We start from the raw sequence: 24270 nt of genomic DNA, 5'->3' as shown, positions 1-24270 counted from the left end.
CGCCGGACCGTCGCTACTTCATGGGCGTACTCATCGCGTGCTCATCGAGTGCTCATCGCAATCTCGACCTACTTCCAACTCGCGGGGTACCTGGGCCGCACGGGGGTTCCGTACGGCGCTTCTTACGGTGTTGCCTGCTCAGCAACTGTCTTCGACGGCCTGGCGCAAGCCCGCCGTGTCGAGCGGTCCCCGGGCACGGAAGGCCCGGACGAACGCCCGGCGGCGGACCGCCAGATCGAGACAGACCAGGGCGGGGTGCACGTACGCACCCCGGCCGGGCAGCGTACCGCGAAGATCGGGGACGCACTCGCCCTCGATCACCACGATGCGCAGCAGATCGCTCTTGGCCGCTCGCTCCCGGCACCCCACACAGGTGCGCTCAGGGCATGCGCGGGCTTGCGTCCGGCCAGACACGGTTAAGTCTACCTCCCCGTACTGACCTCACCCCTTTGGGGCAGAAATCGAACGGCTGTCGTCTTGATCTCAGCGGCCTTCGGCGTGATCCCGTCGAAGGCCGCTGTCGGTTGCTGTCAGTCCTGCTGGGGGGCCTGTTCGGTGTCCGGACGGATGTCGATCCGCCACCCGGTCAGCCGCGCCGCGAGACGGGCATTCTGCCCCTCCTTGCCGATCGCCAGCGACAGCTGGTAGTCCGGAACGGTGACGCGCGCGGAGCGGGCCGCGAGGTCGACGACCTCGACCTTGGAGACCCGGGCCGGGGAGAGCGCGTTGGCGACCATCTCCGCCGGGTCGTCCGACCAGTCGACGATGTCGATCTTCTCGCCGTTCAGCTCGGCCATGACACTGCGAACGCGGCCGCCCATGGGGCCGATGCAGGCGCCCTTGGCGTTCAGCCCCGAGCGGGTGGACCGCACGGCGATCTTGGTGCGGTGGCCGGCCTCGCGGGCGATCGCGGCGATCTCGACGGAGCCGTCGGCGATCTCCGGTACCTCCAGCGCGAAGAGCTTCTTCACCAGGTTCGGGTGCGTACGCGAGAGGGTCACCGAGGGGCCGCGGACGCCCTTGGCCACCCGTACGACGTACGAGCGCAGGCGCGTGCCGTGCTGGTACTCCTCGCCCGGCACCTGCTCCTGCACGGGCAGGATCGCCTCGAGCTTGCCGATGTCCACCAGGACGTTCTTCGGGTCGCGGCCCTGCTGGACCACACCGGTGACGATGTCGCCCTCGCGGCCCGCGTACTCGCCGAGCGTGGCGTCGTCCTGGGCGTCGCGCAGCCGCTGCAGGATCACCTGCTTGGCCGTCGTCGCGGCGATCCGGCCGAAGCCGGACGGGGTGTCGTCGAACTCGCGGGGCTCCTGGCCCTCCTCGAGGTCCTCGGGGTCTTCCTTCGCCCACACCGTCACATGGCCGGTCTCCCGGTTGAGCTCCACGCGCGCGTGGCGGCGGCTTCCCTCGGTGCGGTGGTAGGCGATGAGGAGGGCCGCCTCGATCGCCTCGACCAGCAGGGAGAAGGAGATCTCCTTCTCCCTCACCAGACCCCGCAGGGCACTCATGTCGATGTCCACGGCTACGCCTCCTCTGCGTTCTCGATGTCCTCGGCGGACTTGCTCTTGCGGCTGAACTCGATCTCCACGCGCGCCTTGGCGATGTCCGTGAAGGCGAGCCTGCGGGAGGTGGTCTTGCGGCCCTTCACTCCGGGTACCTCGAGGTCCAGGCCCTCGTCGTCCACCTTCAGGATCCGGGCGACCAGTTCGCCGCCGCCGGCGTCCGGCGTCAGCCAGAATCTCGCCAGGCGGTCGGTGGCACGGACGAAGTGGCGGTGCTCCTTCAGCGGGCGCTCGGCGCCCGGGGAACCGACCTCGAGGGTGTACTCGCCCTCGCCCATCGCGTCCGTCTCGTCGAGCTTCTCCGAGAGCGCCCGGCTCACCTCGGCGATCTCGTCCAGATCGACACCCTCGTCGGAGTCGACGACGACCCTCAGCACCCGCTTGCGCCCGACCGAGGCCACTTCGATCTCTTCGAGATCCAGGTCCTTGGAGCTGACGAGCGGTTCCAGTAGTTCTCGCAGCCTCTCGCTCTGGGTGGTGCTCATCCGGGTGACTCCTCGGCCGCGTGTGCTGTTGTGGGTGGGTCGTGTGACAGGTCAAAGGGTATCCGGTCCCGGAGGGTGTTGCCGTCCACCGGTCCGGCCGTCCGTGCGCCACCCGAAGGGACGCCCCCGGAGGCGAACCGGCCCACAGGTGACGGGCCGCTGGCGCCGGCCGGGGCGGTCCGACGGTACGGTGATCAAGGCCTCTCGGCCGCTTGTTCCCCTAAGCGGCACCGGGGAAGTACCTGCACTTCCCTGGGGTCGCTCAGCTGTCCGCTCGTACGAAACCCGCGAGGACGTCTGTCGTGTCGTTCCCCCTGCCGTCGCGTGCGCGGCGTACCCCTGACGGGCCGTCGAGGCCTCGTCGAAGGAGTGTTCTCGCCGGTGCGGCCGTCGCCGGTGCCGGGCTGCTCGCGGGCTGCTCCGATGGTGGTTCGGGCAGCGGATCCGTCGGCACCCCCGCGAGGCGGCCGTCCGCCGTGGAGCTGGCACGCGCGCGTGCGGCGAGCGACAGCGCCGGGCTTGTCGCGCGGTACGACGCCGTGATCGCGGCGCATCCCGCGCTGGCGGAGCGGGTGGGCGCGTTGCGGGAGGAGGTGGTGCGGCATGTGGAGGCGTTCGGGGGCGAGGTGGCGGCTGCCGGGGCTTCGGGTGCCGCTTCGGGATCCGGGGCGGCGGCGTCGGCTGCGCCGTCTGCCGCCCCTTCGGCCCCGGCTGCCCCTTCGGCATCGGGTTCTGCCTCTGCTTCGGCCGGTGGGAGTGGTGGGTTCGACGTGCCATCGGACAAGAAGGGCGCGCTTGCCTTTCTCGCCTCCGCCGAGCGTTCCCTGGCGGACCGGCGCGGCGCAGCACTGCTCGAAGTGCCCGGCGAGCTGGCCCGGCTGCTCGCCTCTGTCGCGGCGGCGGGTGCCGCGCACGCGTATCTGCTGACGGAGGGTGACTGATGAGCGGGTCCGACGACGGCGAGGGCCGGAAGTCGAAGAGTGACGACGACAGCGCCGTGCTGAAGGCCTTGCAGGCGGCGCTCGGCGCGGAGCATGCCGCCGTGTACGCCTACGGGGTCGTCGGCGGCAGAATCGGCGAGGGCCGGCAGGACGAGGCCCGGGCGGCGTACGACGCCCATCGCGCCCGACGCGACGAACTCGTCCGCACGGTACGGGACTTGGGCGGAGAACCGGAGCCCTCGGCCGCGGCCTACGCGCTGCCCTTCGCGGTGCGGGACGCGGCGGCGGCCGCGCGGCTCGCTGCCGAACTGGAGGATCGGGTCGCCGGGGTGTATTCCGATCTCGTACGGGCAGCCGAGGGCAGTCGGCGGCGGATGGGCGCGGACGCACTGCGGGAAGCGGCGGTGCGGGCGGTGCGGTGGCGGGGCGGCAGCGTAGCCTTCCCTGGTCTCGCCGAGCGGTCCGGTACGCCGTCCGCTTCGGCGACGCCGAGCCCGTAAGGCGTCGCCGGCCGAGTGCGTCCGACGCGCCGTACGCGTTCCGACGCGCCGTACGCGTTCCGGAGCGCCGTACGCGTACGGCGGCACAACCGCAGAAGCGCCACGTCACCGCAGACGTACCGGCCCGAACGGCCCGACTGGGAAGGAATCATCCGCGCATGGCTTTCGAACCGCCCCAGCGCCTCGTGAGAGCACTCGGCGAGACGCTGCACGACGGGGACGACGGAGCCCGCGCCTGGCTGGAGAAGCTGCCGGAGCTGGCCGAGGCGGCCGTGTCCCGGCGGAAGTTGACCGTCGAGCGGGTGCTCGTGCCCGGTGGGCGCAGCAGCCTCGTCGTCCTGGTGCGTCTGCCGGACGGCCTGCCCGCCGTACTCAAGCTGGCGCCGCGGCGTGCGCGGCCCGGGAGTGAGCGCGCCGCGCTGGCCTGCTGGGGCGGGCGGGGCGCAGTGCAGTTGCTGGACGCGCCGGGCGAGGGCGTGCGGACCGGCGGCTGGGACGCCGGCGGGGAGAACGGCAGGGGAAACGGCGGTGACGGGGTGCTGCTGCTGGAGCGGCTGCACCCCGATGTGTCGCTGCGGTCCCTGCCCGAGGCGAAGTCGCTGCTGGAGGCCTCAGGGACGTTGCGGCGGCTGTGGGTGGAGCCGCCCCCGGGTCACCGATTCGAGACGGTGGCCGAGCGGACCGGTCGGCAGGCCGTGGCGATGCGGGCCGGCGCGGACGCCGATCCCGACGTGGCGCCCCTGGTCGACGCGGCCCTGGCGGCGCGCGACGATCTGCTGGCAACGGCGCCCGAACACAAGTTGCTGCACGGGACGTTCCGGCAGAGCAAGGTACTGGCGGGCGACCGCATGCCGTGGCTCGCCGTCGGACCGGATCCGGTGCTGGGCGAGTGCGCCTTCGATCTGGCGCGGCTTGTGCGGGACCGGGTCGAGGACCTCATCGCGTCACCGTCGGGCGCGGCGACGACCCGCCGCCGCGTGAAGCGCCTGGCCGACTCGCTGGACGTGGACATGGAGCGGCTGCGCGGCTGGACGCTGTTCCGCGCGGTGGAGTCGGGCGTACGGGCCCGGCGCGTGGGACGCGTGCAGGACTCGGAGCTGCTGCTGGAGTTCGCGGGCTGGCTGTAAGCGGTCTCGGGGAAGTGGGGGCGTGCCTCACTTCCCCGAGACCGCTCAGCCGCCGGGGCCACAGCCCCGGCGGCGCCGGGTGTCCCACACGGCTCAGCGATGACCAGGCGCGAGCCGTGCACATACCTCGGTGGCCAGACTCTCGGCGTCGTCGAGCGCGGCGGCGAGCGTGTCCGGCGTGGTGCCGAGCGCGGAGAACAGTGCATGGGCCCGCTGGGCGAAATCCGCCGGGGCGACGGCGAGTTCTCCCGCGGCCTGCACCGCCCCCTTCTCGTTGAGCACCCAACACATGTCGTGAGCATGGAGGGCCTGCACGAGGACCCCGACCGCACGGAACAGGCAGCCGGCGACATAGAAGGCGTCGCCGCGAGCCGCACCCTTGCGGGCGCCGGCCAGGATGAACGGCGCCTCCCATTGCGCGTTGGCGATGAGCGCTTCGCGCAGGGGCTGCGGATAGCTGCGCGTCTGCCGGTGCAGGGCCTCCAGCTCACCGCTGGGATCGGCGAGGATGCGTCCCAGGGCCACCTCACCGACGTAGGCGTGGGAATACACGCCCAACGGGTGGCCGGGCTGGACGCCTATCTCGAACTGCCCGGCCTGGCACTGCTGCCAGATCCGGTGCACCCGGTCCAGATCGCGGTAGATCCAGTCGACGTGGTGGCCGTCGACGGTCAGCCAGGCCCCGCCGTCCACCCACGGTCCCCAGCCGCCGGGCTCGGTCACGTCGACCGATTCGCCGGTCAGCTCGGCCGCGATCACGCGCAGGGCATCGGTGTCCAGCGGCGGCCGGTAGTACAGGCCCAGGTCGTAGTCGGAGTCAGGACGATGCGCGCCCCTCGCCCGGCTGCCTCCCAGACACACCCCGACAACGCCGCCGACGTCGGTCAAACGATCCGTGATCTCCACCAGGCGGTCCACAGCCCGGATTCTGCAGGGCCAGGCCACCTGAGGCGACCGAATTAACCGACGACGACGCCGTGCGCCGCGCCGGCCCCCGGGATGAACACGCTGTGGCTCATCCGCTCATCCCGGGAGGGCGGCAGAACGGCTACGCCGTCAGCCGGGCGATCGCCTCGTCGACGGTCAGCTCCTCGCGCTCACCGGTACGCCGGTCCTTCAGCTCGAGGACGCCCTCGGCCGAGCGCCGTCCGGCCACCAGGATGTGCGGTACGCCGATGAGCTCCGCGTCGGTGAACTTCACGCCGGGCGAGACGCCGGCCCGGTCGTCCACCAGCACGCGGACGCCCGCGGCGCCCAGCTTCTCGGAGACGTCGAGAGCCAGCTCCGTCTGGAGCGCCTTGCCCGCGGCCACCACATGGACGTCGGCGGGCGCGACCTCGCGCGACCAGCACAGGCCCTGATCGTCCGCGGTCTGCTCGGCGAGCGCCGCCACGGCCCGGGAGACGCCGATGCCGTACGAGCCCATGGTGACGCGGACCGGCTTGCCGTTCTGGCCGAGCACATCGAGCTGGAAGGTGTCCGCGTACTTGCGGCCGAGCTGGAAGATGTGGCCGATCTCGATCGCGCGGTCCAGCTTCAGGCCGGTGCCGCACTTCGGGCAGGGGTCGCCCTCCTCGACGACGACCACGTCCAGGTAGTCGTCCACCTCGAAGTCGCGGCCGCAGACGACGTTCTTCGCGTGCTTGTCCTGCTTGTTGGCACCGGTGATCCACGACGTGCCGGGGGCGACGCGCGGGTCGGCGATGTAGCGGACCTTGCCGAGGCCCTGCGGGCCGACGTAACCGCGTACGAGATCGTCGCGGCCCTCGAAGTCCTCCGCCGTGACCAGCTCGACGACCGCCGGAGCCAGGTGCTCGCCGAGCTTGCCGAGGTCGACCTCGCGGTCGCCGGGCACGCCGACCGCCACGATCTCGCCGTCCACCTTGACCAGCAGGTTCTTGAGGGTCGCCGATGCCGGGACACCCAGGTGCTCGGCGAGCGTCTCGATGGTCGGGGTGTCGGGGGTGTCCAGCTCCTCGATCGCCGGGTGCTCGCCGCCCTCGACCGGCATGAGCGCGAAGGTCACGGCCTCCGTGTTCGCCGCGTAGTCGCAGGCCGGGCAGTCCACGAAGGTGTCCTCGCCCGCGGCCGCCGGGGCCAGGAACTCCTCCGACGCCGAGCCGCCCATGGCCCCGGAGACCGCGGACACGATGCGGTAGTCCAGGCCCAGACGCTCGAAGATGCGCTGGTAGGCCTCGCGGTGCAGGCGGTACGACTCCGCCAGACCCTCGTCCGTGGTGTCGAAGGAGTACGAGTCCTTCATCTGGAACTCGCGGCCGCGCAGGATGCCCGACCGCGGACGGGCCTCGTCGCGGTACTTCGTCTGGATCTGGTACAGCATCACCGGCAGGTCCTTGTACGACGCCACCTGGTCCTTCACGACGAGCGTGAAGATCTCCTCGTGGGTCGGCCCGAGCAGGTACTCGCCGCCCTTGCGGTCCTTCAGCCGGAACAGCAGGTCGCCGTATTCCTCCCAGCGGGCGGACGCCTCGTAGGGCTCCTTGGGCAGGAGAGCGGGGAGCAGGACCTCCTGGGCGCCGATCGCGTCCATCTCCTCGCGCACGACGCGCGAGATGTTGTCCAGGACCTTCTTGCCGAGCGGGAGCCAGGTCCAGATGCCCGCCGAGTTGCGGCGCACGTACCCGGCGCGGACCAGCAGCTTGTGGCTGAGCGTCTCGGCGTCCGCCGGGTCGTCGCGCAGTGTCTTGACCATCAACCGGGACATGCGCTGGACCTGGGCCATGATTCTTAACTCCTGCTACGTAAGGGTGATGGCTAGGAGGTTAGCCCTGCGGTCGGTGCCGGTGGAAATCCGTTACCGCCTCAGTGGGAGAGGCGCCCCCATCACCGCGTACGGCTTCGGTGCGCTGGGGAAGAGGACCTGCCTGGCCAGGTCCTCGTATCCCAGCGAGAAGTACAGGCCGCGGGCCGGGCTGTCGACGTCGATCGCCGAGAGGATGGAGCGGGGCTGGTCGGCCTCGTCGGTGATCCGCGTGATCAGCGCACGGCCGATGCCGCGGTTCTGGTACGCGGGCAGGACGTGCAGCTCGGTGATGACGAAGGAGTCGTCGAGCCAGTCGTCGTGGCCCCTGGCGCGCAGATACGGCTGGACGACGGTGGACCACCAGTGGGTGCGGTCGTTCGGCATGCCGTAGACGAATCCGACGAGCCGGTCGTCGCGCGTGAAGGCTCCGAGCGCGCGTGCCCCGGGGTAGGCGATGTGCCGGAGCACGATCTGCCGGCGCACCGTGACCTCGTCGGCGCTGAGCCCGAAGGCCGCCGCCTGCACGGCCAGCGCTTCGTCCACCCGCGCGGCCAGATCCAGCGGGCCGATCACGACGTCGTCGGGGGTACGGGAGCCGGGCCCGGGAATGCGCAGCATGTCGGCGAGACTACCTCGGGGTCACAGCCCTGGGCCCCCGGGGCCAGAGCATCAGAACAGCACGCTCATGAAGGCGCCGACCTCCTGGAAGCCGACCCTCCGATATGCGGCACGTGCCGCCGTGTTGAAGTCGTTGACGTAGAGGCTGGCGATCGGCGCGACATCCGTGAGCGCGTAGCGCAGGACCGCCGCCATGCCAGGCGCCGCGAGACCTTGCCCCCGGTACTCGGGCGCCACCCAGACGCCCTGGATCTGGCAGGCCCCCGGCGTCGCGGCACCGATCTCCGCCTTGAAGACGACCTTGCCGTACTCGTCGAGGCGGGCGAACGAGCGCCCGGATCCGACGAGTTCCGCGATCCGGGCCTGGTAGAGCAGTCCGCCGTCGCCCGCGAGCGGGGAGATGCCGACCTCCTCGGTGAACATCGCCACGCACGCCGGCATGATCGTCTCCATCTCGTGCTTGCGGATGCGGCGGACGTGGGGATCGGGCGCGATGTTCCCGGGGAGCCGGTCGGTGACCATCAGCGGCTGGTGGGCGCGGACCTCGCGGGCCGGGCCCCAGCTGGGTTCGAGCAGCCGCCACAGCTGGGCGGTGGGTCCTGCGGGGCCGACGATCGAGGAGCAGCGGCGGCCGGCCCGGCGGGCACGGTCGGCGAAGGCGCGTACGGCCTGGGGGGTGGCGCAGATCGGCACCAGATTGGCGCCCGCGTAGCAGAGGGACTGCAGCATGCCGTCCGCGTACCAGCCCCACATCTCGCCGCCGAGCCGCCACGGGTCCAGGCCCGCGGTGTACACCCGCGACGCCACGAACGCGTTGGCGACCGGCTCGCGGTCGAGCACGGCCAGCGCGGCGTCGAGGTCACTCGGTTCGAGGACCCGGGTGGTGGTCTGCGTCAACAAATTCGAGGGCCTCACCATGCAGTCTGCTGATTTCCGCACTGTACCTGGCGAGGTTGTGTGGCGCCGCCCCATGGGAAAGGCCCATGGAGACGCCCCACCACCGGAGACGGCGGTGGGGCGTGCGAGAACGCCGGAGAGCGGTGGGGCCTGCGGGAATGCCGGAGATCAGCCGGCGACCGAGACCTCGGGCTCGCCCGACATGACCCCGTCCTTCTCCATCTGCTCGGCCAGCTTCATGGCCTCCTCGATGAGGGTCTCCACGATCTTCGACTCGGGCACCGTCTTGATGACCTCGCCCTTCACGAAGATCTGACCCTTGCCGTTGCCGGAGGCGACGCCGAGGTCGGCCTCACGGGCCTCACCGGGACCGTTGACGACGCACCCCATGACGGCCACGCGCAGCGGAACCTCCATGCCGGTCAGGCCTGCGGTGACCTCCTCGGCGAGCGTGTAGACGTCGACCTGGGCGCGGCCGCAGGACGGGCAGGAGACGATCTCCAGGCCGCGCTGACGCAGGTTCAGCGACTCCAGGATCTGGATGCCGACCTTCACCTCCTCCACGGGAGGAGCCGACAGCGAGACGCGGATGGTGTCGCCGATGCCCTGCGACAGCAGCGCACCGAAGGCCACGGCCGACTTGATCGTGCCCTGGAACGCCGGACCGGCCTCCGTCACACCCAGGTGCAGCGGGTAGTCGCACTGCGCGGCGAGCTGCCGGTACGCCTCGATCATCACGACCGGGTCGTTGTGCTTGACGGAGATCTTGATGTCCCGGAAGTCGTGCTCCTCGAAGAGGGACGCCTCCCAGAGTGCGGACTCGACGAGGGCCTCAGGGGTGGCCTTGCCGTACTTCTGCAGCAGCCGCCTGTCGAGGGAGCCGGCGTTCACGCCGATACGGATCGGCGTACCCGCGTCCTTGGCCGCCCTGGCGATCTCCTTGACCTTGTCGTCGAACTGCTTGATGTTGCCCGGGTTGACGCGGACGGCCGCGCAGCCGGCCTCGATCGCCGCGAAGACGTACTTCGGCTGGAAGTGGATGTCCGCGATGACCGGGATCTGAGACTTGCGCGCGATGGTGGCGAGCGCATCGGCGTCGTCCTGCGTGGGACACGCGACCCGCACGATCTGGCAGCCCGACGCCGTCAGCTCCGCGATCTGCTGCAGCGTCGCACCGATGTCCGAGGTCCGCGTCGTGGTCATCGACTGCACCGACACGGGCGCGTCCCCACCCACGGCCACCGACCCGACCTGGATCTGCCGGCTCTTCCGGCGCTCGGCGAGCTTGGTCGGAACGGACGGCATGCCGAGAGAAATCGCAGTCATCTGCTGTGCAACCCCAAGGTATGGATCAAGGTCCCGTTGTCGGCCGGGCTCCAACCAACGAGACTACCTTGGCCCTCTGAGCCGGCTGACATATCGGTGGCCCTTGCGGCCACGGTCGGCGGTCGGCGCCGCGCCCGCCGCTCGGACTTCGTCGTCGCCGACAAGGCCAACTCCGTCCAACGTGACGTGGCTCTCTTCATACGGCGCGGGCGATGTGGGCCGGACACGGCTGCCAGCCGGCTTCGGCTGCCCAGCGTTCGGCTGCCATGATCAATAACTCCGTGGCCGGGCCCTTGATCTGCCCATAGTCCAGCAGGTCCGGCACGCCAAGGGCTGTTCGCTTCTTGAACGCTCCCCACGCCCGCCGGGCAGCTTCATCTGCGCGCAGGTAATCACGGAACAGAAGAGCGAAGCGAACGTTCGGACCGCCCTCCTCTCGCACATGCGCATTGCACCGTCGCGCACCGATCGGCGGCGCGAACACCAGCTTGTGGCACTCATGCCCACCCGAGAACTCCGCACGGTTCCACGGTTCCGGTCGGCAGCGGTAGCCGATCGCGGCAAACAGCCCGATCTGCTGGAGCTCGTCAATCGCGTCGACGCGGACCTGGATGTCCACACAGTCCTTGGCGGCCAGACCCGGCACCGCGGTGGAACCGACGTGGTCGATGGCACGAGCATGGTCCCCGAGGACACGAATGCAGTGTCCCGGCCAACTGCTCGAAGTCCACCGCCCACTGCGGCTGGTAGTCCAGCACGGCCACTGCGGCCGACTCATCGGGAAAAGGCATGCACAACCGTTCCCACGGCCGGTCCCACGGGCCCAGTGGCGCTTCCGGCGGAACGACCGGGACATCAGGCGGAATGACCGGGACGTTGATCCGCTCGTCCCCGCCCCGGCACGAGCGGAACGACAGGCGCCCTGTCCCACCCCAGGGCCCTTGCGGACACAATGGGGGCATGAGCGACAGCCCAGCCCCCCTTGCCGACCCGCATCTCGTCTTCGACCCCGTCGTCGCAGACGGCCCCCGGGACATCGTCATCCTCGGCTCCACGGGTTCGATCGGCACCCAGGCCATCGACCTCGTGCTGCGCAATCCCGACCGCTTCCGGGTCACCGGACTCTCCGCCGCAGGCGGACGGGTCGGGCTGCTGGCCGAGCAGGCCAGGCAGCTGCGGGTGCGCACGGTCGCGGTCGCGCGCGAGGACGTCGTCCCCGCGCTGCGGGAGGCCCTGAGCAACCAGTACGGGGCAGGGGAGCCGCTCCCGGAGATCCTGGCCGGACCCGACGCGGCCACCCAGCTCGCCGCGTCCGACTGCCACACCGTGCTGAACGGGATCACCGGATCCATCGGGCTGGCCCCGACCCTCGCCGCTCTCGAAGCCGGCCGCACCCTCGCGCTCGCCAACAAGGAGTCACTGATCGTCGGCGGCCCGCTGGTCAAGGCGCTCGCCAAGCCGGGGCAGATCATCCCCGTCGACTCCGAGCACGCCGCGCTCTTCCAGGCGCTGGCGGCCGGCACGCGCGCGGATGTACGCAAGCTCGTCGTCACCGCGTCGGGCGGCCCCTTCCGGGGGCGTACGAAGGCGGAGCTCGCGAAGGTCACGCCCGAGGACGCCCTGGCGCACCCCACCTGGGCCATGGGCCCGGTGATCACCATCAACTCCTCGACCCTGGTCAACAAGGGGCTCGAGGTCATCGAGGCGCATCTGCTGTACGACATTCCCTTCGATCGCATTGAGGTGGTCGTGCACCCGCAGTCGTATGTCCACTCGATGGTGGAGTTCACGGACGGATCGACGCTGGCCCAGGCAACCCCGCCCGACATGCGCGGGCCCATCGCGATCGGCCTCGGCTGGCCCGAGCGGGTGCCGGACGCAGCACCAGCGTTCGACTGGACGAAGGCGTCGAGCTGGGAGTTCTTCCCCCTCGACGAGGAGGCGTTCCCCGCGGTGGGGCTCGCCCGGCATGTCGGCGAGCTCGCGGGCACGGCTCCGGCGGTGTTCAATGCGGCAAACGAGGAGTGCGTGGACGCGTTCCTGAACGGCGCCCTGCCGTACCTCGGGATCATGGAGACCGTTACGCAGGTCGTCGCCGAGCACGCCACGCCGCGTACGGGAACTTCGCTCACCGTCGCGGACGTCCTCGATGCGGAGACCTGGGCGCGCGCCCGGGCCCGTGAACTGACGGCGAAGGCTACCCAAGCGACACGGACGACCGCGGAGGCTCGTGCATGACGACCCTGATGATGATCCTCGGCATAGTCGTCTTCGCGATCGGGCTGCTGATCTCGATCGCCTGGCACGAGCTGGGACATCTGTCGACCGCGAAGCTCTTCGGGATCCGTGTGCCGCAGTACATGGTGGGCTTCGGCCCCACCATCTGGTCCCGCAAGAAGGGCGAGACCGAGTACGGCATCAAGGCCATCCCGCTCGGCGGCTACATCCGCATGATCGGGATGTTCCCGCCCGGCAAGGACGGCCGCCTGGAGGCCCGCTCGACCTCGCCCTGGCGCGGCATGATCGAGGACGCCAGGTCGGCGGCGTTCGAGGAGCTCAGGCCCGGCGACGAGACCCGCCTCTTCTACACGCGCAAGCCGTGGAAGAGGGTCATCGTCATGTTCGCGGGCCCCTTCATGAACCTCGTCCTGGCCGTGGCGATCTTCCTCGGCGTGATGATGACCTTCGGCGTCCAGACCCAGACCACCACGGTCGGCAAGGTCTCCGACTGCGTCATCGAGCAGAGCGAGAACCGCACGACCTGTGAGAAGGGCGACAAGGCGGCGCCCGCGAAGGCGGCGGGCCTCAAGGCGGGCGACAAGATCGTCGCCTTCGACGGCAGGCCCGTGGAGGACTGGTCCGCGCTGCAGGCCGACATCCGTGCCAACCCCGGCAAGGACGTCACGATCACCGTCGAGCGCGACGGCAAGCGGCAGGACCTCGAGACGCACCTGATCAAGAACCAGGTCAGCAAGACCGACGGCGAGGGCGGCTACGTCGAGGGCAAGTACGTGTACGCGGGCTTCCTCGGCTTCACGCCCGCGTCCGGCATCGTCCAGCAGTCCTTCGGCCAGTCCGTGGACCGCATGGGCGACATGATGGAGAACGGCGTCGAGTCGCTGATCTCGCTGCCCTCCAAGATCCCCGCCCTGTGGGACGCGGCGTTCGGCGACGGCCCGCGCGAGCCCGACTCCCCGATGGGGGTCGTCGGCGCGGCACGGGTCGGCGGCGAGGTGTTCACGCTGGACATCCCGCCGGAGAACCAGATCGCGATGATGCTGTTCCTCGTCGCGGGGTTCAACCTGTCGTTGTTCCTGTTCAACATGCTGCCGCTGTTGCCGCTCGACGGCGGTCACATCGCGGGCGCCCTGTGGGAGTCCCTGCGCCGCAACACGGCGAAGCTGCTGCGGCGGCCCGACCCGGGCCCGTTCGACGTCGCGAAGCTGATGCCCGTTGCCTACGTGGTGGCTGGGGTGTTTGTCTGCTTTACCCTGTTGGTCCTAGTTGCAGATGTTGTTAACCCAGTGCGCTTGAGCGGCTGAGCCGCCAGGCCAGCATCGAAGAGGTGGGTTCGTTCACCACCCTTTGTGGTGAACGAACCCACCTCTGTCGTGTGCCTCGTTGTCGAGTGGCTGTACGGTCCCCCTGCTCGTAGACGACCCCGGCGGTGCGCCAACACCCCGGGGTCTGGCCAGTCGTGAAGGGACTGACATGCAGCACGATACTGGCGCGTCCATGCGCGTCGAGATCCAGACCTGCCGCAAGGTTGCTTGTTACGTCAGGGTCTCCACCAAAAGACAGCGGCACGGCCTCACGGCGCAAGAGCATGCGGTGCGCGAGTACGTCGGCCATCAGCCTGGCTGGAGCCTCGTCGGCTCCTACCGTGACATCGCTGCTTCCGGATCACTGGAGGACCGTCCCGGTCTGACACGACTCCTCCGTGACGTCAAGGACGGACGGGCGGACACGGTGATGGTGCACCGCCTGGATCGGTTGGGCCGGACGCGCTCCGCCATCTGGCGCTGCCTGTGGCAGCTGGAGGATGCCGGAGCAGACGTGCTGACGTGCGCTGGGCGAGTTTCGGGGGATTCCCTTCCCGAACTGCTGGCTGTGGCGGAACAGGCGGAGGCCGTGGAGCGTGACTTCTACGGTATTCGCGACCGCACGCAGAGCGGTAGGCAACTGGCGGCTGAATCGGGTAACTGGCCCGGCGGGCCTGCTCCGTATGGCTATCGCGTCGTGAAGTACGACACGGCCGTGACGGGGCTGGAGATCGAACCGAGCGAGGCCGCTGGTGTTCACGTCATCGCCGAGCTGATTGCGAATCGTGGTCTCAGCCTTGGTGATGCGGCGAACGAACTGAACGCCCGGGGTGTTCCGACACGAAGTGGAGTGCCGTGGAGCCGGGCCAACCTTGCGCGGCGCCTTCAGAGTGCGGCCTTCACGGGCGAGTCGGTGTTCCGGCGGGTCGATCGTCAGTGGGGCCGGCACGGGACCCGTCTCGACGAGCATGGTGCGCCGGAACACGGCCGGACGGTGAGCATCGTCGTACCGACCATTCTCGACCGTGATCGCATCGTGCAGGTTAAGGACGCCCTCGACGCGTTCCGGCGGCCGCGTCGCAATGCCACGTCGGAGTACCCGCTGAGCGGGTACATCCGTGGCTGGTGCGGCCAGCGTTATGTCGGCTTCCGCCGGTCCAAGAATCAGCAGCGGACGTACGTCTGCCGTGGCATCCATGGAAGGCCATCATGCGGCTGCGTCTTCCTGGCGGCGGAGGCAGTGGAAGTGGCGGTGTGGGAGGCCGTCAATCGTTACCTTGCACAGACGCCGGTGGCCGCGGATCATCTGCGGACGTTTGTGGATCTCGAGGTACCGCCTCCGCCGACTGCGCACCGGAGGCAGATCGAGCGGCTGGACTCGCTGATCGGGCAGTGCGAGGAAGCGGTGGTCCTCCTGGAATCGCGATTCGGATCGGCCTTCGAGGTGTCTCAGCTGGGGTCCGCCCAGTTGAGGCGCAATCTAGAGGTACTGCTTGATATCCGGCGGTAAGCGGGCGAGTGGGAGCAGGAACTTGAGCGCCGACGGGTGGAGGCCGGTGTGCGGAGCCGTATCTGGCGGACGCTGACCACCTCTGCGGCGGACATCGGTTCCTTGCCCAGCAGTGACCAGAGGAAGCTGCTGGAGGCGATGGCTGTCATGGTGTCTGTGGTGGACGGTACCTTCCGATACCGCGAAGGCTGGCAGTGTCGTATGAGGGCTTGGCACCAGGAGACAGGGACGCCGGTGCCGGATGACCCGACGGATGCCCAGTGGGATCGGATCGAGGCCCTGCTGCGCCGACGCTACGGCGCCCACCACTTCCGCTCGGCGCTTGATCTCCGCCAGGCTCTGTGCGGCATGCTGCACCGGCTGCGGCGCGACATCCTTTGGCGAGACCTTCCAGAGAAGTACGGCACGCCCAGCAAGCTCAAGGCGCGCCAACTCCGCTGGTTCGAGGACGGCACCTGGCAGGAGATCGTAAGTGCGCTCAACCGCGACGCTGCAGGGGCCGTTCTGCGCCAGGAGCTGAACCTGCCGCCGTATCGGATCGACATCAAGGGCTTCGCACCGGCCACCTCCACAGACCGCCCACGAGAGGGGTCGTCTGCGGCTTGAGCGGCGGTTGTGACGCCATAGTTGTGCTGTGAGCAGGCCGACCTCGGACGTGCCGCGGTCCTGCCGTCCCGGCCGAGCTCGTTCCCGTACCCGTCCTTGAGCCGGTGCATGACGAAGACGTCGGGGGCGCGGTACGGCGAGGTGTCGAGGGCGCGTGTGAAGGCGTCCTGGTCGGTGAGCCGGGACCAGCGCTCCACCGCGGCGGTGCGGCCCGCTCCGTCGGCGAGCGGATTGGCGTAGACGGGTTCGGCGGTGGTGAAGGTCCAGTAGGGGAAGCAGGCCGTGAGGCGGTGGTCGTCGGCGAGCACGACTAGGTCCTGCGGGGTTTGTGCGTGAGTTCCTCGATGGCGGCGGCGAGTCCGGGCAGGTGGGCGCCGAGGACCCGTTCCAGCGCGGGGGCGTTGCGGGGTGGTCGGCCGGGTAGCGCAGGGCGTATGCCTTGTCGATCTCGTGGCGCAGCATCTCGGGGGCGGCCTGGGCCACGGAGACGGCGCCGACGAGTCCCACGAGGGCGACGGCACGCGCGCGTGGCCCGCGCCAGAAGTACCGGCTCACCGTACGGGCCGCCGGGCGAGGCGGCAGCGTTGCGCACCGCCTCGCCCACCGGGCCCTGAACCGGACGCCGACGATCCGTTGACGGGGATCCCGTCAGCGGATCGGCCGGTGCACGTTCTCCCGTCGCGCCGGCCCAGGCGTGGCGTCCGCGATCCACGGGCCCTCGCCCGAGGGGTCGACGATGCCGGACTCCAGCCAGGTGTACATGCCGCTCATGACGCCCTTGACCACCTTGCGGTCCAGGTCGTCGGTGTTGTTCCACAGGCGTGCGAAGAGTTCGTCGACGCGGATGCGGGACTGGCGGCAGAAGGCGTCGGCGAGCTGGTAGGCCTCGCGGCCGTACCCCTCGGTGTTCCGCAGCATCTCCGCCCGTACGCAGGCCGCGCTCATCGCGAACAGTTCGGCGCCGATGTCGACGATCCGGCTGAGGAAGCCCTGCTTGGTCTCCATGCGGCCCTGCCAGCGGGACATGGCGTAGAACGTGGAGCGGGCGAGCTTGCGGGCCGACCGCTCGACGTAGCGCAGATGCGTCGAGAGGTCCACGTGGCCCGCCGGGTGGAAGTCCGCGTATGCGCGCGGGAGCTGGCCCGGTCCGGCGACGAGTTTCGGCAGCCAGCGTGCGTAGAATCCGCCGGCCTTCGCGCCCGCCTTCGCCTTGTCGGAGAGGGACTTCTCGGGGTCGATCAGATCTCCGGCGACCGACAGGTGGGCGTCGACCGCCTCACGGGCGATCAGCAGGTGCATGATCTCCGTGGAGCCCTCGAAGATCCGGTTGATGCGCAGGTCGCGGAGGATCTGCTCGGCAGGGACTGCCCGCTCGCCGCGGGCCGCGAGGGACGCGGCCGTCTCGAAGCCGCGGCCGCCGCGGATCTGGACGAGCTCGTCGGCCATCAGCCAGGCCATCTCGGAACCGTAGAGCTTGGCCAGTGCCGCTTCGATGCGGATGTCGTTGCGGTTTTCGTCGGCCATCTGGCTCGACAGGTCCAGTACGGCCTCCAGGGCGAAGGTCGTCGCCGCGATGAAGGAGATCTTCGAGCCGACGGCCTCGTGGTGGGCGATGGGCTTGCCCCACTGCTCGCGGGCGGCCGACCACTCGCGGGCTATCTTCAGGCACCACTTGCCGGCGCCCGCACACATGGCGGGCAGGGAGAGGCGGCCGGTGTTCAGTGTGGTGAGCGCGATCTTCAGTCCGGCGCCCTCGGGGCCGATGCGGTTGGCCGCGGGAACCCGGACCTGATGGAAGCGGGTGACGCCGTTCTCGATGCCGCGCAGGCCCATGAACGCGTTGCGGTTCTCGACCGTGATGCCCTCGGATCCGGCCTCCACGACGAAAGCCGTGATGCCTCCCTTGTGGCCATCGGACTTCGGTACGCGCGCCATGACGACCAGCAGGTCGGCGACGACGCCGTTGGTCGTCCACAGCTTCACGCCGTCCAGGACGTAGTCGTCGCCGTCGGGCACCGCGGTGGTGGCCAGGCGGGCGGGGTCCGAGCCGACGTCGGGTTCCGTCAGCAGGAAGGCCGAGATGTCCGTGCGGGCGCAGCGCGGCAGGAAGGTGTCCTTCTGCTCCTGGGTGCCGAACAGTTTCAGCGGCTGCGGTACGCCGATCGACTGGTGCGCGGACAGCAGCGCGCCGATCGCCGGGCTCGCGGAGCCGGCCAGGGCGAGCGCCTTGTTGTAGTACACCTGGGTGAGACCGAGGCCGCCGTACTTGGTGTCGATCTTCATGCCGAGCGCGCCGAGCTCCTTGAGCCCCTGGATCACCTCGTCGGGGATCTGGGACTCCCGCTCGATACGGGTGGAGTCGATCTTCGTCTCGCAGAAGTCGCGCAGCTTGGCCAGGAACTCCTCACCGCGCTGGGCGTCCTCGTCGGGGGGCGTCGGATGGGGGTGGATGAGATCCAGCCGAAAGCGGCCGAGGAAGAGTTCCTTGGCGAAGCTGGGCTTGCGCCAGTCCTGCTCACGCGCCGCCTCGGCCACCTGGCGGGCTTCGCGTTCGGTGACGGTCGGCTTCGTGGTGACGGTCGGCTTCTTGGTTGGTGCGGACATGAGGCTCACCTCGCCGCGCAGTGGGGTCGATTGAGATCGATTGTCCGGTCGGTTACCGACCAGTGCTACTCGTTCGTATGTACCCGATATGCCGGGCCCCCACCAGCCCTCGCGCACCGTTCGGGGGAACGGGGCGCCTCGCGTCCGGGGAACGGGGCGACTCGCGTCCGGGGAACGGGGCGCCGCGCGCGGCGCCCCGCGGCGGTCAGCCGACGTCCACCGAGTACGCCTTCGTGTCCAGCCGCCCGGCCCCCTTGAACACCTCCGTGCCGGCCTCGACACCGGAGAGATACTTGTCCTTGCCGAGCAGCTTCCGGCGGGCCAGGGCCTGCGCGAAGTCGTCGAGGTTCAACGTCGCCGTGGTGGTGTCGGAGACCCGCACGATCAGAAGGTGTGGGCCCGCATGTCGGACTCGGTTACGGGGTTCAAACTCCTTGTCGAAGCGCTTCGACAACCTATGGACACCCCCTGGCCGTCGGGCTACTGTCGGATCACCCTCATCCCGCAGTCCTGTCCGCAGCGCCCGTTGTCGAAGCGCTTCAAACCAACGCTTGGAGAGCTGGATGGTCACCCTCGCCGAGGTCGCCCAGCACGCCGGAGTGTCGGCGAGCACGGTGAGCTATGTCCTCAGCGGCAAGCGGTCCATCTCCGCCGGCACGCGGCAGCGCGTCGAGCGGAGCATCCAGGAGCTCGGCTACCACCCCAACGCGGGGGCCCGGGCCCTGGCAAGCAGCCGCTCGAACATCATTGCGCTGATGATTCCGCTGCGTACCGACATGTATATGCCGGTGATGATGGAGATCGCCATCGCCGTCGCCACAACGGCCCGTGCGCACGGGTACGACGTACTGCTGCTGACCGGCGAGGAGGGGCCCGACGCCGTACGCCGCGTCACCGGCAGCGGGCTCGCGGACGCGATGATCCCCATGGACGTCGAGCTCGACGACGAGCGGCTGCCGTTGCTGCGCGGTACGGACCGGCCGTCCGTGCTCATCGGCCTGCCCGCCGACACGACCGGCCTCACCTGCGTCGACCTCGATTTCGGGGCGACGGGCGCCCTGTGCCTCGAACATCTGGCCAAGCTCGGCCACCGCGATATCGCTGTCATCGGTGAGGCGCCCGGAGTGTACGAGCGGCACACCGGATTCGCCGAGCGGACCCTCGACGGCCTGCGCAGCCGCTCCCGCGAGCTCGGCGTGCGGCTGCTGCACCGGCCCTGCGAGGGCGGCTACGACGCGATGTCGGTGACCCTGGCCCGGATCTTCGACGAGCGTCCGTCCACCACCGGGTTCGTCGTGCAGAACGAGTCCGCGGTCGAACCGCTGCTCGCGCTGCTGCGCCAGAGCGGCCGCGCCGTTCCCGAGGACGTGTCGGTGGTCGCGATCTGCCCGGACCAGCTCGCCATGCAGGCCTCGGTGCGCCTCACCTCGGTCGCCATCCCCGCGCAGGAGATGGGGCGGCGCGCCGTGGAACTCCTGGTCGCCAAGCTCGAGGGGCATGGCACGGACGAGGTCGTGCTGCTCCCGCCGGAACTGACCGTACGGGCCAGCTCGGGCCCGGCCCCGGCCACGAGCTGAGCCTCGGGGCCCAGCCTTCCCCGGAGCACCGGCAGGACCCCGGAACAGCCCCCGCAGCACCTTGGGCCCCCGGAGCGCGGCCCGAACAAGCGACCTGCGCCCTATCAGCGAGGGCCCGAGCGCCTTGTCCCCGCTGCCCCCGCCACTCCCCGGCATGGCTCCCGCCAGGCCGGCCTGTCACCACACCAGCCGTCACATCGCACGAGCCGTCACAGCACACCAGCCGTCACACCACTCCCTCAGGAGCACCCGCCGTGAACCAGCCTGCCGTGCCCCAGCCCGGAGAGGGCTCCCCCAGCCTGGCCCAGTCGTCCCCCACCATCGGCACGTTCCGCGAGCGTGACGGTGCCCTGGAGTGGAGCGGACGCCAGGAGACCGTACGCCTCGAGCCCTGGGGCCCGGACGCGATCCGCGTCCGCGCCCGGCTCGGCGGCCCCGTCCTCGAAGGGCTGCCCGGCGCACTCATCGACGACCCTGAGCCCGCCCAGGCGGTGGCGGTCAAGATCGGCGACGACGAGGGGGAGCTGACCGTCGGCGCGATCACCGCGCACGTCAGCGCCGAGGGGCAGATCCGCTTCGCCCGTACCGACGACGGCACCGAACTGCTCGCCGAGGAGCGCGCCCACTTCTGGTGGCCCGGCCCGCGCCTCTACACCCCGACCGGCAACGGCCACCACCGCCTCGAGCAGCGCTTCAGCGCGTACGAGGGCGAGAAGCTGTACGGCCTCGGGCAGCACCAGCACGGGCGGTTCGACCAGAAGGGCACCGTCCTGGATCTGGTGCAGCGCAACGCCGAGGTGACCATCCCGGTGCTCACCTCGAGCCGCGGCTACACGCTGCTGTGGAACAGCCCGGCGATCGGCCGCGTCGAGCTGGCCGGCAACGGCACGCGCTGGGTCGCCGACTCAGCCCGCCAGATCGACTACTGGATCACGGCGGGCACCCCGGCCGACGCCCAGCGCCGCTACAGCGCCGCCACCGGCCGTACGCCGATGCTGCCCGAGTGGGCCGCCGGCTTCTGGCAGTGCAAGCTGCGCTACCGCACGCAGGACGAACTGCTCGCCGTGGCGCGGGAGTACAAGCGGCGCGGCCTGCCGATCTCCGCGATCGTCTGCGACTTCTTCCACTGGACGCATCTGGGCGAGTGGAAGTTCGACCCGGCGGAGTGGCCGGACCCGGCGGCGATGGTGCGGGAGCTGGAGACGCTCGGCATCAAGCTGGTCGTGTCGGTCTGGCCGTCGGTGTCGCCCCTCAGCGAGAACCACCAGCTGATGGAGCAGAAGGGCTACTTCATCGGCACCCAGTACAGCCCGATGGCACATGCCGACTGGCCCGACAAGGAGGTCGCGTCCACGGTCCAGGTGGCCTTCTACGACGCCACCAACCCGGAGGCCCGCGAGTTCGTGTGGTCGCGGGTGCGCGACAACTACCTCGAGCCGTACGGCATCCGCGCCTTCTGGCTGGACGCCTGCGAGCCGGAACTCAAGCCGCACTACGCCGAGAACCTGCGCTACCACGCGGGCCCGGGCCTGGAGGTCGGCAACCTCTACCCGCGCGAGAACGCCCGCACCTTCTACGAGGGCATGCACACCGCGGGCGAGACCGAGGTGGTCACCCTCAACCGCTCCGCGTGGGCGGGCAGCCAGCGCTACGGCGCCGCCCTGTGGTCCGGCGACATCGGCACCGACTTCGCGACCCTGCGCCGCCAGATCGCGGCAGGCCTCAACACCGCGCTGTCCGGCATCCCGTGGTGGAACACCGACATCGGCGGCTTCCACGGCGGCGACCCGAACGACCCCGCGTACCAGGAGGTGATGGTCCGCTGGTTCCAGTTCGGCGCCCTGTCGCCGCTGATGCGCCTGCACGGCTTCCGCGACCCGGGCATGCCGCTCGGCCCGGACATGACGGGCGGCCCGAACGAGGTGTGGTCGTACGGCGAGGAGGCCGCCGCGATCCTCGAGAAGTACCTGCACCTGCGCGAACGCCTCAAGCCGTACGTCCTGGATGCCATGCGCGCCGCCCACGAGGAGGGCCTGCCGGTGATGCGCCCGCTGTTCCTCGAGTTCCCCGAGGACGAGAAGGCCTGGTCGGTGGCCGACGCGTACCTCTTCGGCCCGGATCTGCTGGTGGCACCGGTACTGACGGCGGGCGCGACGGAGTGGACGGTGTACCTCCCAGCGGGCGCCCGCTGGACGGACGCCTGGACGGGCGAGGAGTACGAGGGCGGCGCGACCGTCACGGTCGACGCCCCACTGGACCGGATCCCGCTGTTCCTGCGGGACGGGGCGCGGCTTCCGGTGGCGGAGTAGCCGCGTAGGAGGGCGGTCGTCACTTCGGGGAGCGGCCGCCCTCACTCCAAGCGTGCGCGCCTTCCCGATCCCTTGTCCGGCCGGCCGCAGGGCGCAGCTTCGCGGCCTGACCGCTCAACGCTGGTGCCACACCAACGTGTAGCGCCAGAACAGCCGGCGACGCAGCCGTGCGCCCGGCAGGACGTGGCGCGCTTCGCGGACGACGTCGGGGAAGCTCATGTCCGCAGGTCGGGTACGGGCGGTCATCGAGGCCGGCCGTGGTGCCGTGCGGCCCCTGTTCTTGAACCAGCCCATGGCGACGTTCATCGGGATGGCGGCGACACCGAGCAGGTGGTCGCCAAGGGTCTCGGCGCGAGCCAGTCCGACGACCACCAGCGTTCCTCCGGGTGCCAGGTGCCGACGGAAGTGGGTGAGCGCGTCGGTGAACTGCAGGTGGTGGATGACGGCGACACACGTGATGACGTCGTAGGAACCGGCGGGGATCCCGGTCAGCGCGTCTGCGACGGAGAACGTCACCGGGGCGGCCGGAGGAGTCAGCTCCCGTGCCCGGCCGACGATGACCGGATCGGCGTCGATTCCGTGCACCTCCTTGGCGCGTGTGGCCAGGAGCCTGGCCAGGTCGCCAGTACCGGAGCCGACGTCGAGGGCCCGGTCGCAGTGTTTCGGGAGCTGTCTCAGTATCCATCGGTGGTAGTGGGCGTTGTGGTCCCATGGGTGAGCGGCATTGAACCGGTGGAGGGCTTGCAGCGCTCGGTGCGGCAGCGTTGTCATGCCGCCATCCCACCAGGCCGTGGGGCCCTTGCGTGAACGTCCTGGAGAACCGGTTCGAATCCGGGCAAGGGGGCTCCACCCTGGGCCCAACCATCCGGCTGGGCCGCTGCTCAGGATGACGTCGGCGTCACCGGATTCCGAGCTGCTGCTCGGCGGCTTCCACGGTCTGCTCCAGCAGGACGGCGATGGTCATCGGTCCTACTCCGCCGGGGACCGGAGTGATCAGACCTGCGCGAGTGCGGGCGGTGTCGAAGTCGACGTCGCCGATGTTGCCCGGGTTGTATCCCGCGTCGATCACCACCGCGCCGGGCTTGATGTCCTCGCCGCGGATCAGCCGGGGGCGACCCACCGCCGCCACCACGATGTCCGCTTCGCGGACGATCGCGGGCAGGTCCGCGGTGCGGGAATGGCAGTACGTCACCGTGGCATCCTGTGCGAGCAGGAGCATCCCGACCGGTTTGCCGAGGATCGCGCTGCGGCCGACCACGACGGCGTGGTTGCCAGCGAGTTCGACGCCGTACTCGTCCAGCAGCCGCATGATCCCGCCGGGGGTGCACGACACGAAGCCGGGCAGTCCGAAACTCATCGTGCCGAAGGAGTGCATGGTGACGCCGTCGACGTCCTTCTCCGGAGCGATGGCCTCGAACGCCGCCCGCTCGTCGATGCCCGGCCCGACCGGGTGCTGCAGCAGGATGCCGTGGACTTGGGGGTCGCGAGAGAGGGCGGCCAGCGTGTCGACCAGTTCGGCGGTCGTGGTGGTGGCGGGCAACCCGATGTGGCGGGACTGGATGCCGGCCTTCGCGCAGCGGGCCCGCTTCATGCGGACGTACGTGACCGACGCGGGGTCGTCGCCCACCAGCACCGTCGCCAGGCACGGCGCGAATCCCGTGCGTTGTGCGACCTCCGCCGCCTTGGTGGTGGTCTCTTCGACGATGCGCCGGGCGAGTCCGGTGCCGTCCATGAGCTGGGCCGTCTGAGTCGGGGACATCTTCGCCTCCCAGGCGTGATCGACCACTCGCCCAGGCGCACGGCATCGACGCTCTCGTCAGACCGCTCCACGGTGGTGCTCCACCTCAGCGCCAGTCACGGCCCACGGCGCACTGTAGTGGATGCGAGTCTCGCCCCCCT

At 70.0% G+C, this 24270-nt stretch carries 22 protein-coding genes, 1 pseudogene and 1 riboswitch; of the genes and pseudogenes, 9 read left to right on the top strand and 14 right to left on the bottom strand.

Annotation, left to right across the window (positions count from 1 at the left end; translation table 11 throughout):
• Positions 1-138: 138 nt before the first annotated feature.
• From ACSMXV_RS30170 to rimP, 3 genes are all read right to left on the bottom strand, one after another.
• Positions 139-414, bottom strand: coding sequence for a YlxR family protein (locus ACSMXV_RS30170; protein WP_181655781.1), 276 nt, complete (start codon positions 412-414; stop codon positions 139-141).
• Positions 415-530: 116 nt separating this feature from the next.
• Positions 531-1523, bottom strand: coding sequence for a transcription termination factor NusA (nusA, locus tag ACSMXV_RS30165; protein ID WP_181655780.1), 993 nt, complete (start codon positions 1521-1523; stop codon positions 531-533).
• A 2-nt stretch (positions 1524-1525) separates the two neighbouring features.
• Positions 1526-2050, bottom strand: coding sequence for a ribosome maturation factor RimP (gene rimP, locus ACSMXV_RS30160; protein ID WP_473174307.1), 525 nt, complete (start codon positions 2048-2050; stop codon positions 1526-1528).
• A gap of 302 nt (positions 2051-2352) precedes the next feature.
• On the opposite strand from rimP, the gene ACSMXV_RS30155 reads away from it, so the two are divergent.
• The 3 genes from ACSMXV_RS30155 to ACSMXV_RS30145 all read left to right on the top strand — a co-directional run bounded on the left by ACSMXV_RS30155 (position 2353) and on the right by ACSMXV_RS30145 (position 4618).
• On the top strand, positions 2353-2991 hold the full coding sequence (locus tag ACSMXV_RS30155) for a hypothetical protein (RefSeq protein WP_473174306.1): 639 nt from the start codon (positions 2353-2355) through the stop codon (positions 2989-2991).
• Positions 2991-3491 (top strand): ferritin-like domain-containing protein, encoded by a 501-nt coding sequence (locus tag ACSMXV_RS30150; protein ID WP_473174305.1) that lies wholly within the window; start codon positions 2991-2993, stop codon positions 3489-3491. The genes ACSMXV_RS30155 and ACSMXV_RS30150 overlap by 1 nt, the downstream gene beginning before the upstream one ends.
• Before the next feature lie 158 nt (positions 3492-3649).
• Positions 3650-4618: an aminoglycoside phosphotransferase family protein gene (locus ACSMXV_RS30145; RefSeq protein WP_473174304.1), complete on the top strand. Its 969-nt coding sequence runs from the start codon at positions 3650-3652 to the stop codon at positions 4616-4618.
• 93 nt (positions 4619-4711) lie between these two features.
• Here ACSMXV_RS30145 and ACSMXV_RS30140 read toward each other — a convergent pair whose 3' ends face one another.
• The 6 genes from ACSMXV_RS30140 to ACSMXV_RS30115 all read right to left on the bottom strand — a co-directional run bounded on the left by ACSMXV_RS30140 (position 4712) and on the right by ACSMXV_RS30115 (position 11001).
• Positions 4712-5536: a nucleotidyltransferase domain-containing protein gene (locus ACSMXV_RS30140; RefSeq protein WP_473174303.1), complete on the bottom strand. Its 825-nt coding sequence runs from the start codon at positions 5534-5536 to the stop codon at positions 4712-4714.
• A gap of 130 nt (positions 5537-5666) precedes the next feature.
• On the bottom strand, positions 5667-7361 hold the full coding sequence (locus ACSMXV_RS30135) for a proline--tRNA ligase (protein WP_473174302.1): 1695 nt from the start codon (positions 7359-7361) through the stop codon (positions 5667-5669).
• 72 nt (positions 7362-7433) lie between these two features.
• Positions 7434-8000, bottom strand: coding sequence for a GNAT family N-acetyltransferase (locus ACSMXV_RS30130; RefSeq protein ID WP_181655774.1), 567 nt, complete (start codon positions 7998-8000; stop codon positions 7434-7436).
• Between the two features lie 51 nt (positions 8001-8051).
• On the bottom strand, positions 8052-8900 hold the full coding sequence (locus tag ACSMXV_RS30125; RefSeq protein ID WP_473174301.1) for a GNAT family N-acetyltransferase: 849 nt from the start codon (positions 8898-8900) through the stop codon (positions 8052-8054).
• A 165-nt stretch (positions 8901-9065) separates the two neighbouring features.
• Positions 9066-10223 carry a flavodoxin-dependent (E)-4-hydroxy-3-methylbut-2-enyl-diphosphate synthase gene (gene ispG, locus ACSMXV_RS30120; protein ID WP_181866027.1) on the bottom strand — a complete coding sequence of 386 codons (1158 nt, stop codon included), beginning with the start codon at positions 10221-10223 and terminating at the stop codon, positions 9066-9068.
• Between the two features lie 196 nt (positions 10224-10419).
• Complete coding sequence (locus ACSMXV_RS30115) at positions 10420-11001, bottom strand: GrpB family protein (protein ID WP_473174300.1); 582 nt, start codon at positions 10999-11001, stop codon at positions 10420-10422.
• A 182-nt stretch (positions 11002-11183) separates the two neighbouring features.
• Between ACSMXV_RS30115 and dxr the strand changes: the two genes are divergently transcribed.
• The 4 genes from dxr to ACSMXV_RS30095 all read left to right on the top strand — a co-directional run bounded on the left by dxr (position 11184) and on the right by ACSMXV_RS30095 (position 15881).
• Complete coding sequence (gene dxr, locus ACSMXV_RS30110; protein WP_473174299.1) at positions 11184-12461, top strand: 1-deoxy-D-xylulose-5-phosphate reductoisomerase; 1278 nt, start codon at positions 11184-11186, stop codon at positions 12459-12461.
• A complete protein-coding gene (locus tag ACSMXV_RS30105; RefSeq protein ID WP_473174298.1) occupies positions 12458-13765 on the top strand; it encodes a M50 family metallopeptidase in 1308 nt (435 codons plus the stop codon). The genes dxr and ACSMXV_RS30105 overlap by 4 nt, the downstream gene beginning before the upstream one ends.
• 193 nt (positions 13766-13958) lie before the next feature.
• The gene (locus tag ACSMXV_RS30100) at positions 13959-15275 is read left to right on the top strand and encodes a recombinase family protein (protein WP_473174297.1); all 1317 of its coding nucleotides are present in this window, start codon (positions 13959-13961) and stop codon (positions 15273-15275) included.
• A gap of 48 nt (positions 15276-15323) precedes the next feature.
• Entirely contained in the window at positions 15324-15881 is a 558-nt protein-coding gene (locus ACSMXV_RS30095) for a transposase (protein WP_473174296.1), read from the top strand.
• A 155-nt stretch (positions 15882-16036) separates the two neighbouring features.
• Here the strand turns inward: ACSMXV_RS30095 and ACSMXV_RS30090 are convergent.
• From ACSMXV_RS30090 to ACSMXV_RS30080, 3 genes and pseudogenes are all read right to left on the bottom strand, one after another.
• Positions 16037-16189 (bottom strand): annotated as a pseudogene (locus tag ACSMXV_RS30090) (arabinofuranosyltransferase); the annotation flags it as partial.
• A 340-nt stretch (positions 16190-16529) separates the two neighbouring features.
• Entirely contained in the window at positions 16530-18485 is a 1956-nt protein-coding gene (locus ACSMXV_RS30085) for an acyl-CoA dehydrogenase family protein (RefSeq protein ID WP_473174295.1), read from the bottom strand.
• 205 nt (positions 18486-18690) lie between these two features.
• Positions 18691-18867: a hypothetical protein gene (locus tag ACSMXV_RS30080; protein ID WP_473174294.1), complete on the bottom strand. Its 177-nt coding sequence runs from the start codon at positions 18865-18867 to the stop codon at positions 18691-18693.
• Between the two features lie 181 nt (positions 18868-19048).
• Here ACSMXV_RS30080 and ACSMXV_RS30075 point away from each other — a divergent pair, with 181 nt between their 5' ends.
• Entirely contained in the window at positions 19049-20062 is a 1014-nt protein-coding gene (locus ACSMXV_RS30075) for a LacI family DNA-binding transcriptional regulator (RefSeq protein WP_473174293.1), read from the top strand.
• 254 nt (positions 20063-20316) lie between these two features.
• A complete protein-coding gene (locus tag ACSMXV_RS30070) occupies positions 20317-22371 on the top strand; it encodes a glycoside hydrolase family 31 protein (RefSeq protein WP_473174292.1) in 2055 nt (684 codons plus the stop codon).
• A gap of 114 nt (positions 22372-22485) precedes the next feature.
• Here ACSMXV_RS30070 and ACSMXV_RS30065 read toward each other — a convergent pair whose 3' ends face one another.
• Together ACSMXV_RS30065 and ACSMXV_RS30060 are read right to left on the bottom strand one after the other, a co-directional pair.
• Positions 22486-23142 (bottom strand): class I SAM-dependent methyltransferase, encoded by a 657-nt coding sequence (locus ACSMXV_RS30065; protein WP_473174291.1) that lies wholly within the window; start codon positions 23140-23142, stop codon positions 22486-22488.
• Positions 23143-23269: 127 nt separating this feature from the next.
• On the bottom strand, positions 23270-24130 hold the full coding sequence (locus ACSMXV_RS30060; protein ID WP_473174290.1) for a bifunctional 5,10-methylenetetrahydrofolate dehydrogenase/5,10-methenyltetrahydrofolate cyclohydrolase: 861 nt from the start codon (positions 24128-24130) through the stop codon (positions 23270-23272).
• Positions 24131-24152: 22 nt separating this feature from the next.
• Positions 24153-24239, bottom strand: a riboswitch (ZMP/ZTP riboswitch).
• Positions 24240-24270: the final 31 nt, after the last annotated feature.

The sequence above is a fragment of the Streptomyces sp. DSM 42067 genome (assembly GCF_055792885.1).
This window is presented reverse-complemented; position numbering and strand designations above follow the sequence as displayed.

Coding starts and splice junctions, on each gene's coding strand:
- rimP (WP_473174307.1), bottom strand. CDS start 2,050: ATGAGCACCACCCAGAGCGAGAGGCTGCGAGAACTACTGGAACCGCTC.
- ACSMXV_RS30150 (WP_473174305.1), top strand. CDS start 2,991: ATGAGCGGGTCCGACGACGGCGAGGGCCGGAAGTCGAAGAGTGACGAC.
- ACSMXV_RS30145 (WP_473174304.1), top strand. CDS start 3,650: ATGGCTTTCGAACCGCCCCAGCGCCTCGTGAGAGCACTCGGCGAGACG.
- ACSMXV_RS30135 (WP_473174302.1), bottom strand. CDS start 7,361: ATGGCCCAGGTCCAGCGCATGTCCCGGTTGATGGTCAAGACACTGCGC.
- ACSMXV_RS30130 (WP_181655774.1), bottom strand. CDS start 8,000: ATGCTGCGCATTCCCGGGCCCGGCTCCCGTACCCCCGACGACGTCGTG.
- ispG (WP_181866027.1), bottom strand. CDS start 10,223: ATGACTGCGATTTCTCTCGGCATGCCGTCCGTTCCGACCAAGCTCGCC.
- ACSMXV_RS30115 (WP_473174300.1), bottom strand. CDS start 11,001: ATGAGTCGGCCGCAGTGGCCGTGCTGGACTACCAGCCGCAGTGGGCGG.
- dxr (WP_473174299.1), top strand. CDS start 11,184: ATGAGCGACAGCCCAGCCCCCCTTGCCGACCCGCATCTCGTCTTCGAC.
- ACSMXV_RS30105 (WP_473174298.1), top strand. CDS start 12,458: ATGACGACCCTGATGATGATCCTCGGCATAGTCGTCTTCGCGATCGGG.
- ACSMXV_RS30100 (WP_473174297.1), top strand. CDS start 13,959: ATGCGCGTCGAGATCCAGACCTGCCGCAAGGTTGCTTGTTACGTCAGG.
- ACSMXV_RS30085 (WP_473174295.1), bottom strand. CDS start 18,485: ATGTCCGCACCAACCAAGAAGCCGACCGTCACCACGAAGCCGACCGTC.
- ACSMXV_RS30075 (WP_473174293.1), top strand. CDS start 19,049: ATGGTCACCCTCGCCGAGGTCGCCCAGCACGCCGGAGTGTCGGCGAGC.
- ACSMXV_RS30065 (WP_473174291.1), bottom strand. CDS start 23,142: ATGACAACGCTGCCGCACCGAGCGCTGCAAGCCCTCCACCGGTTCAAT.
- ACSMXV_RS30060 (WP_473174290.1), bottom strand. CDS start 24,130: ATGTCCCCGACTCAGACGGCCCAGCTCATGGACGGCACCGGACTCGCC.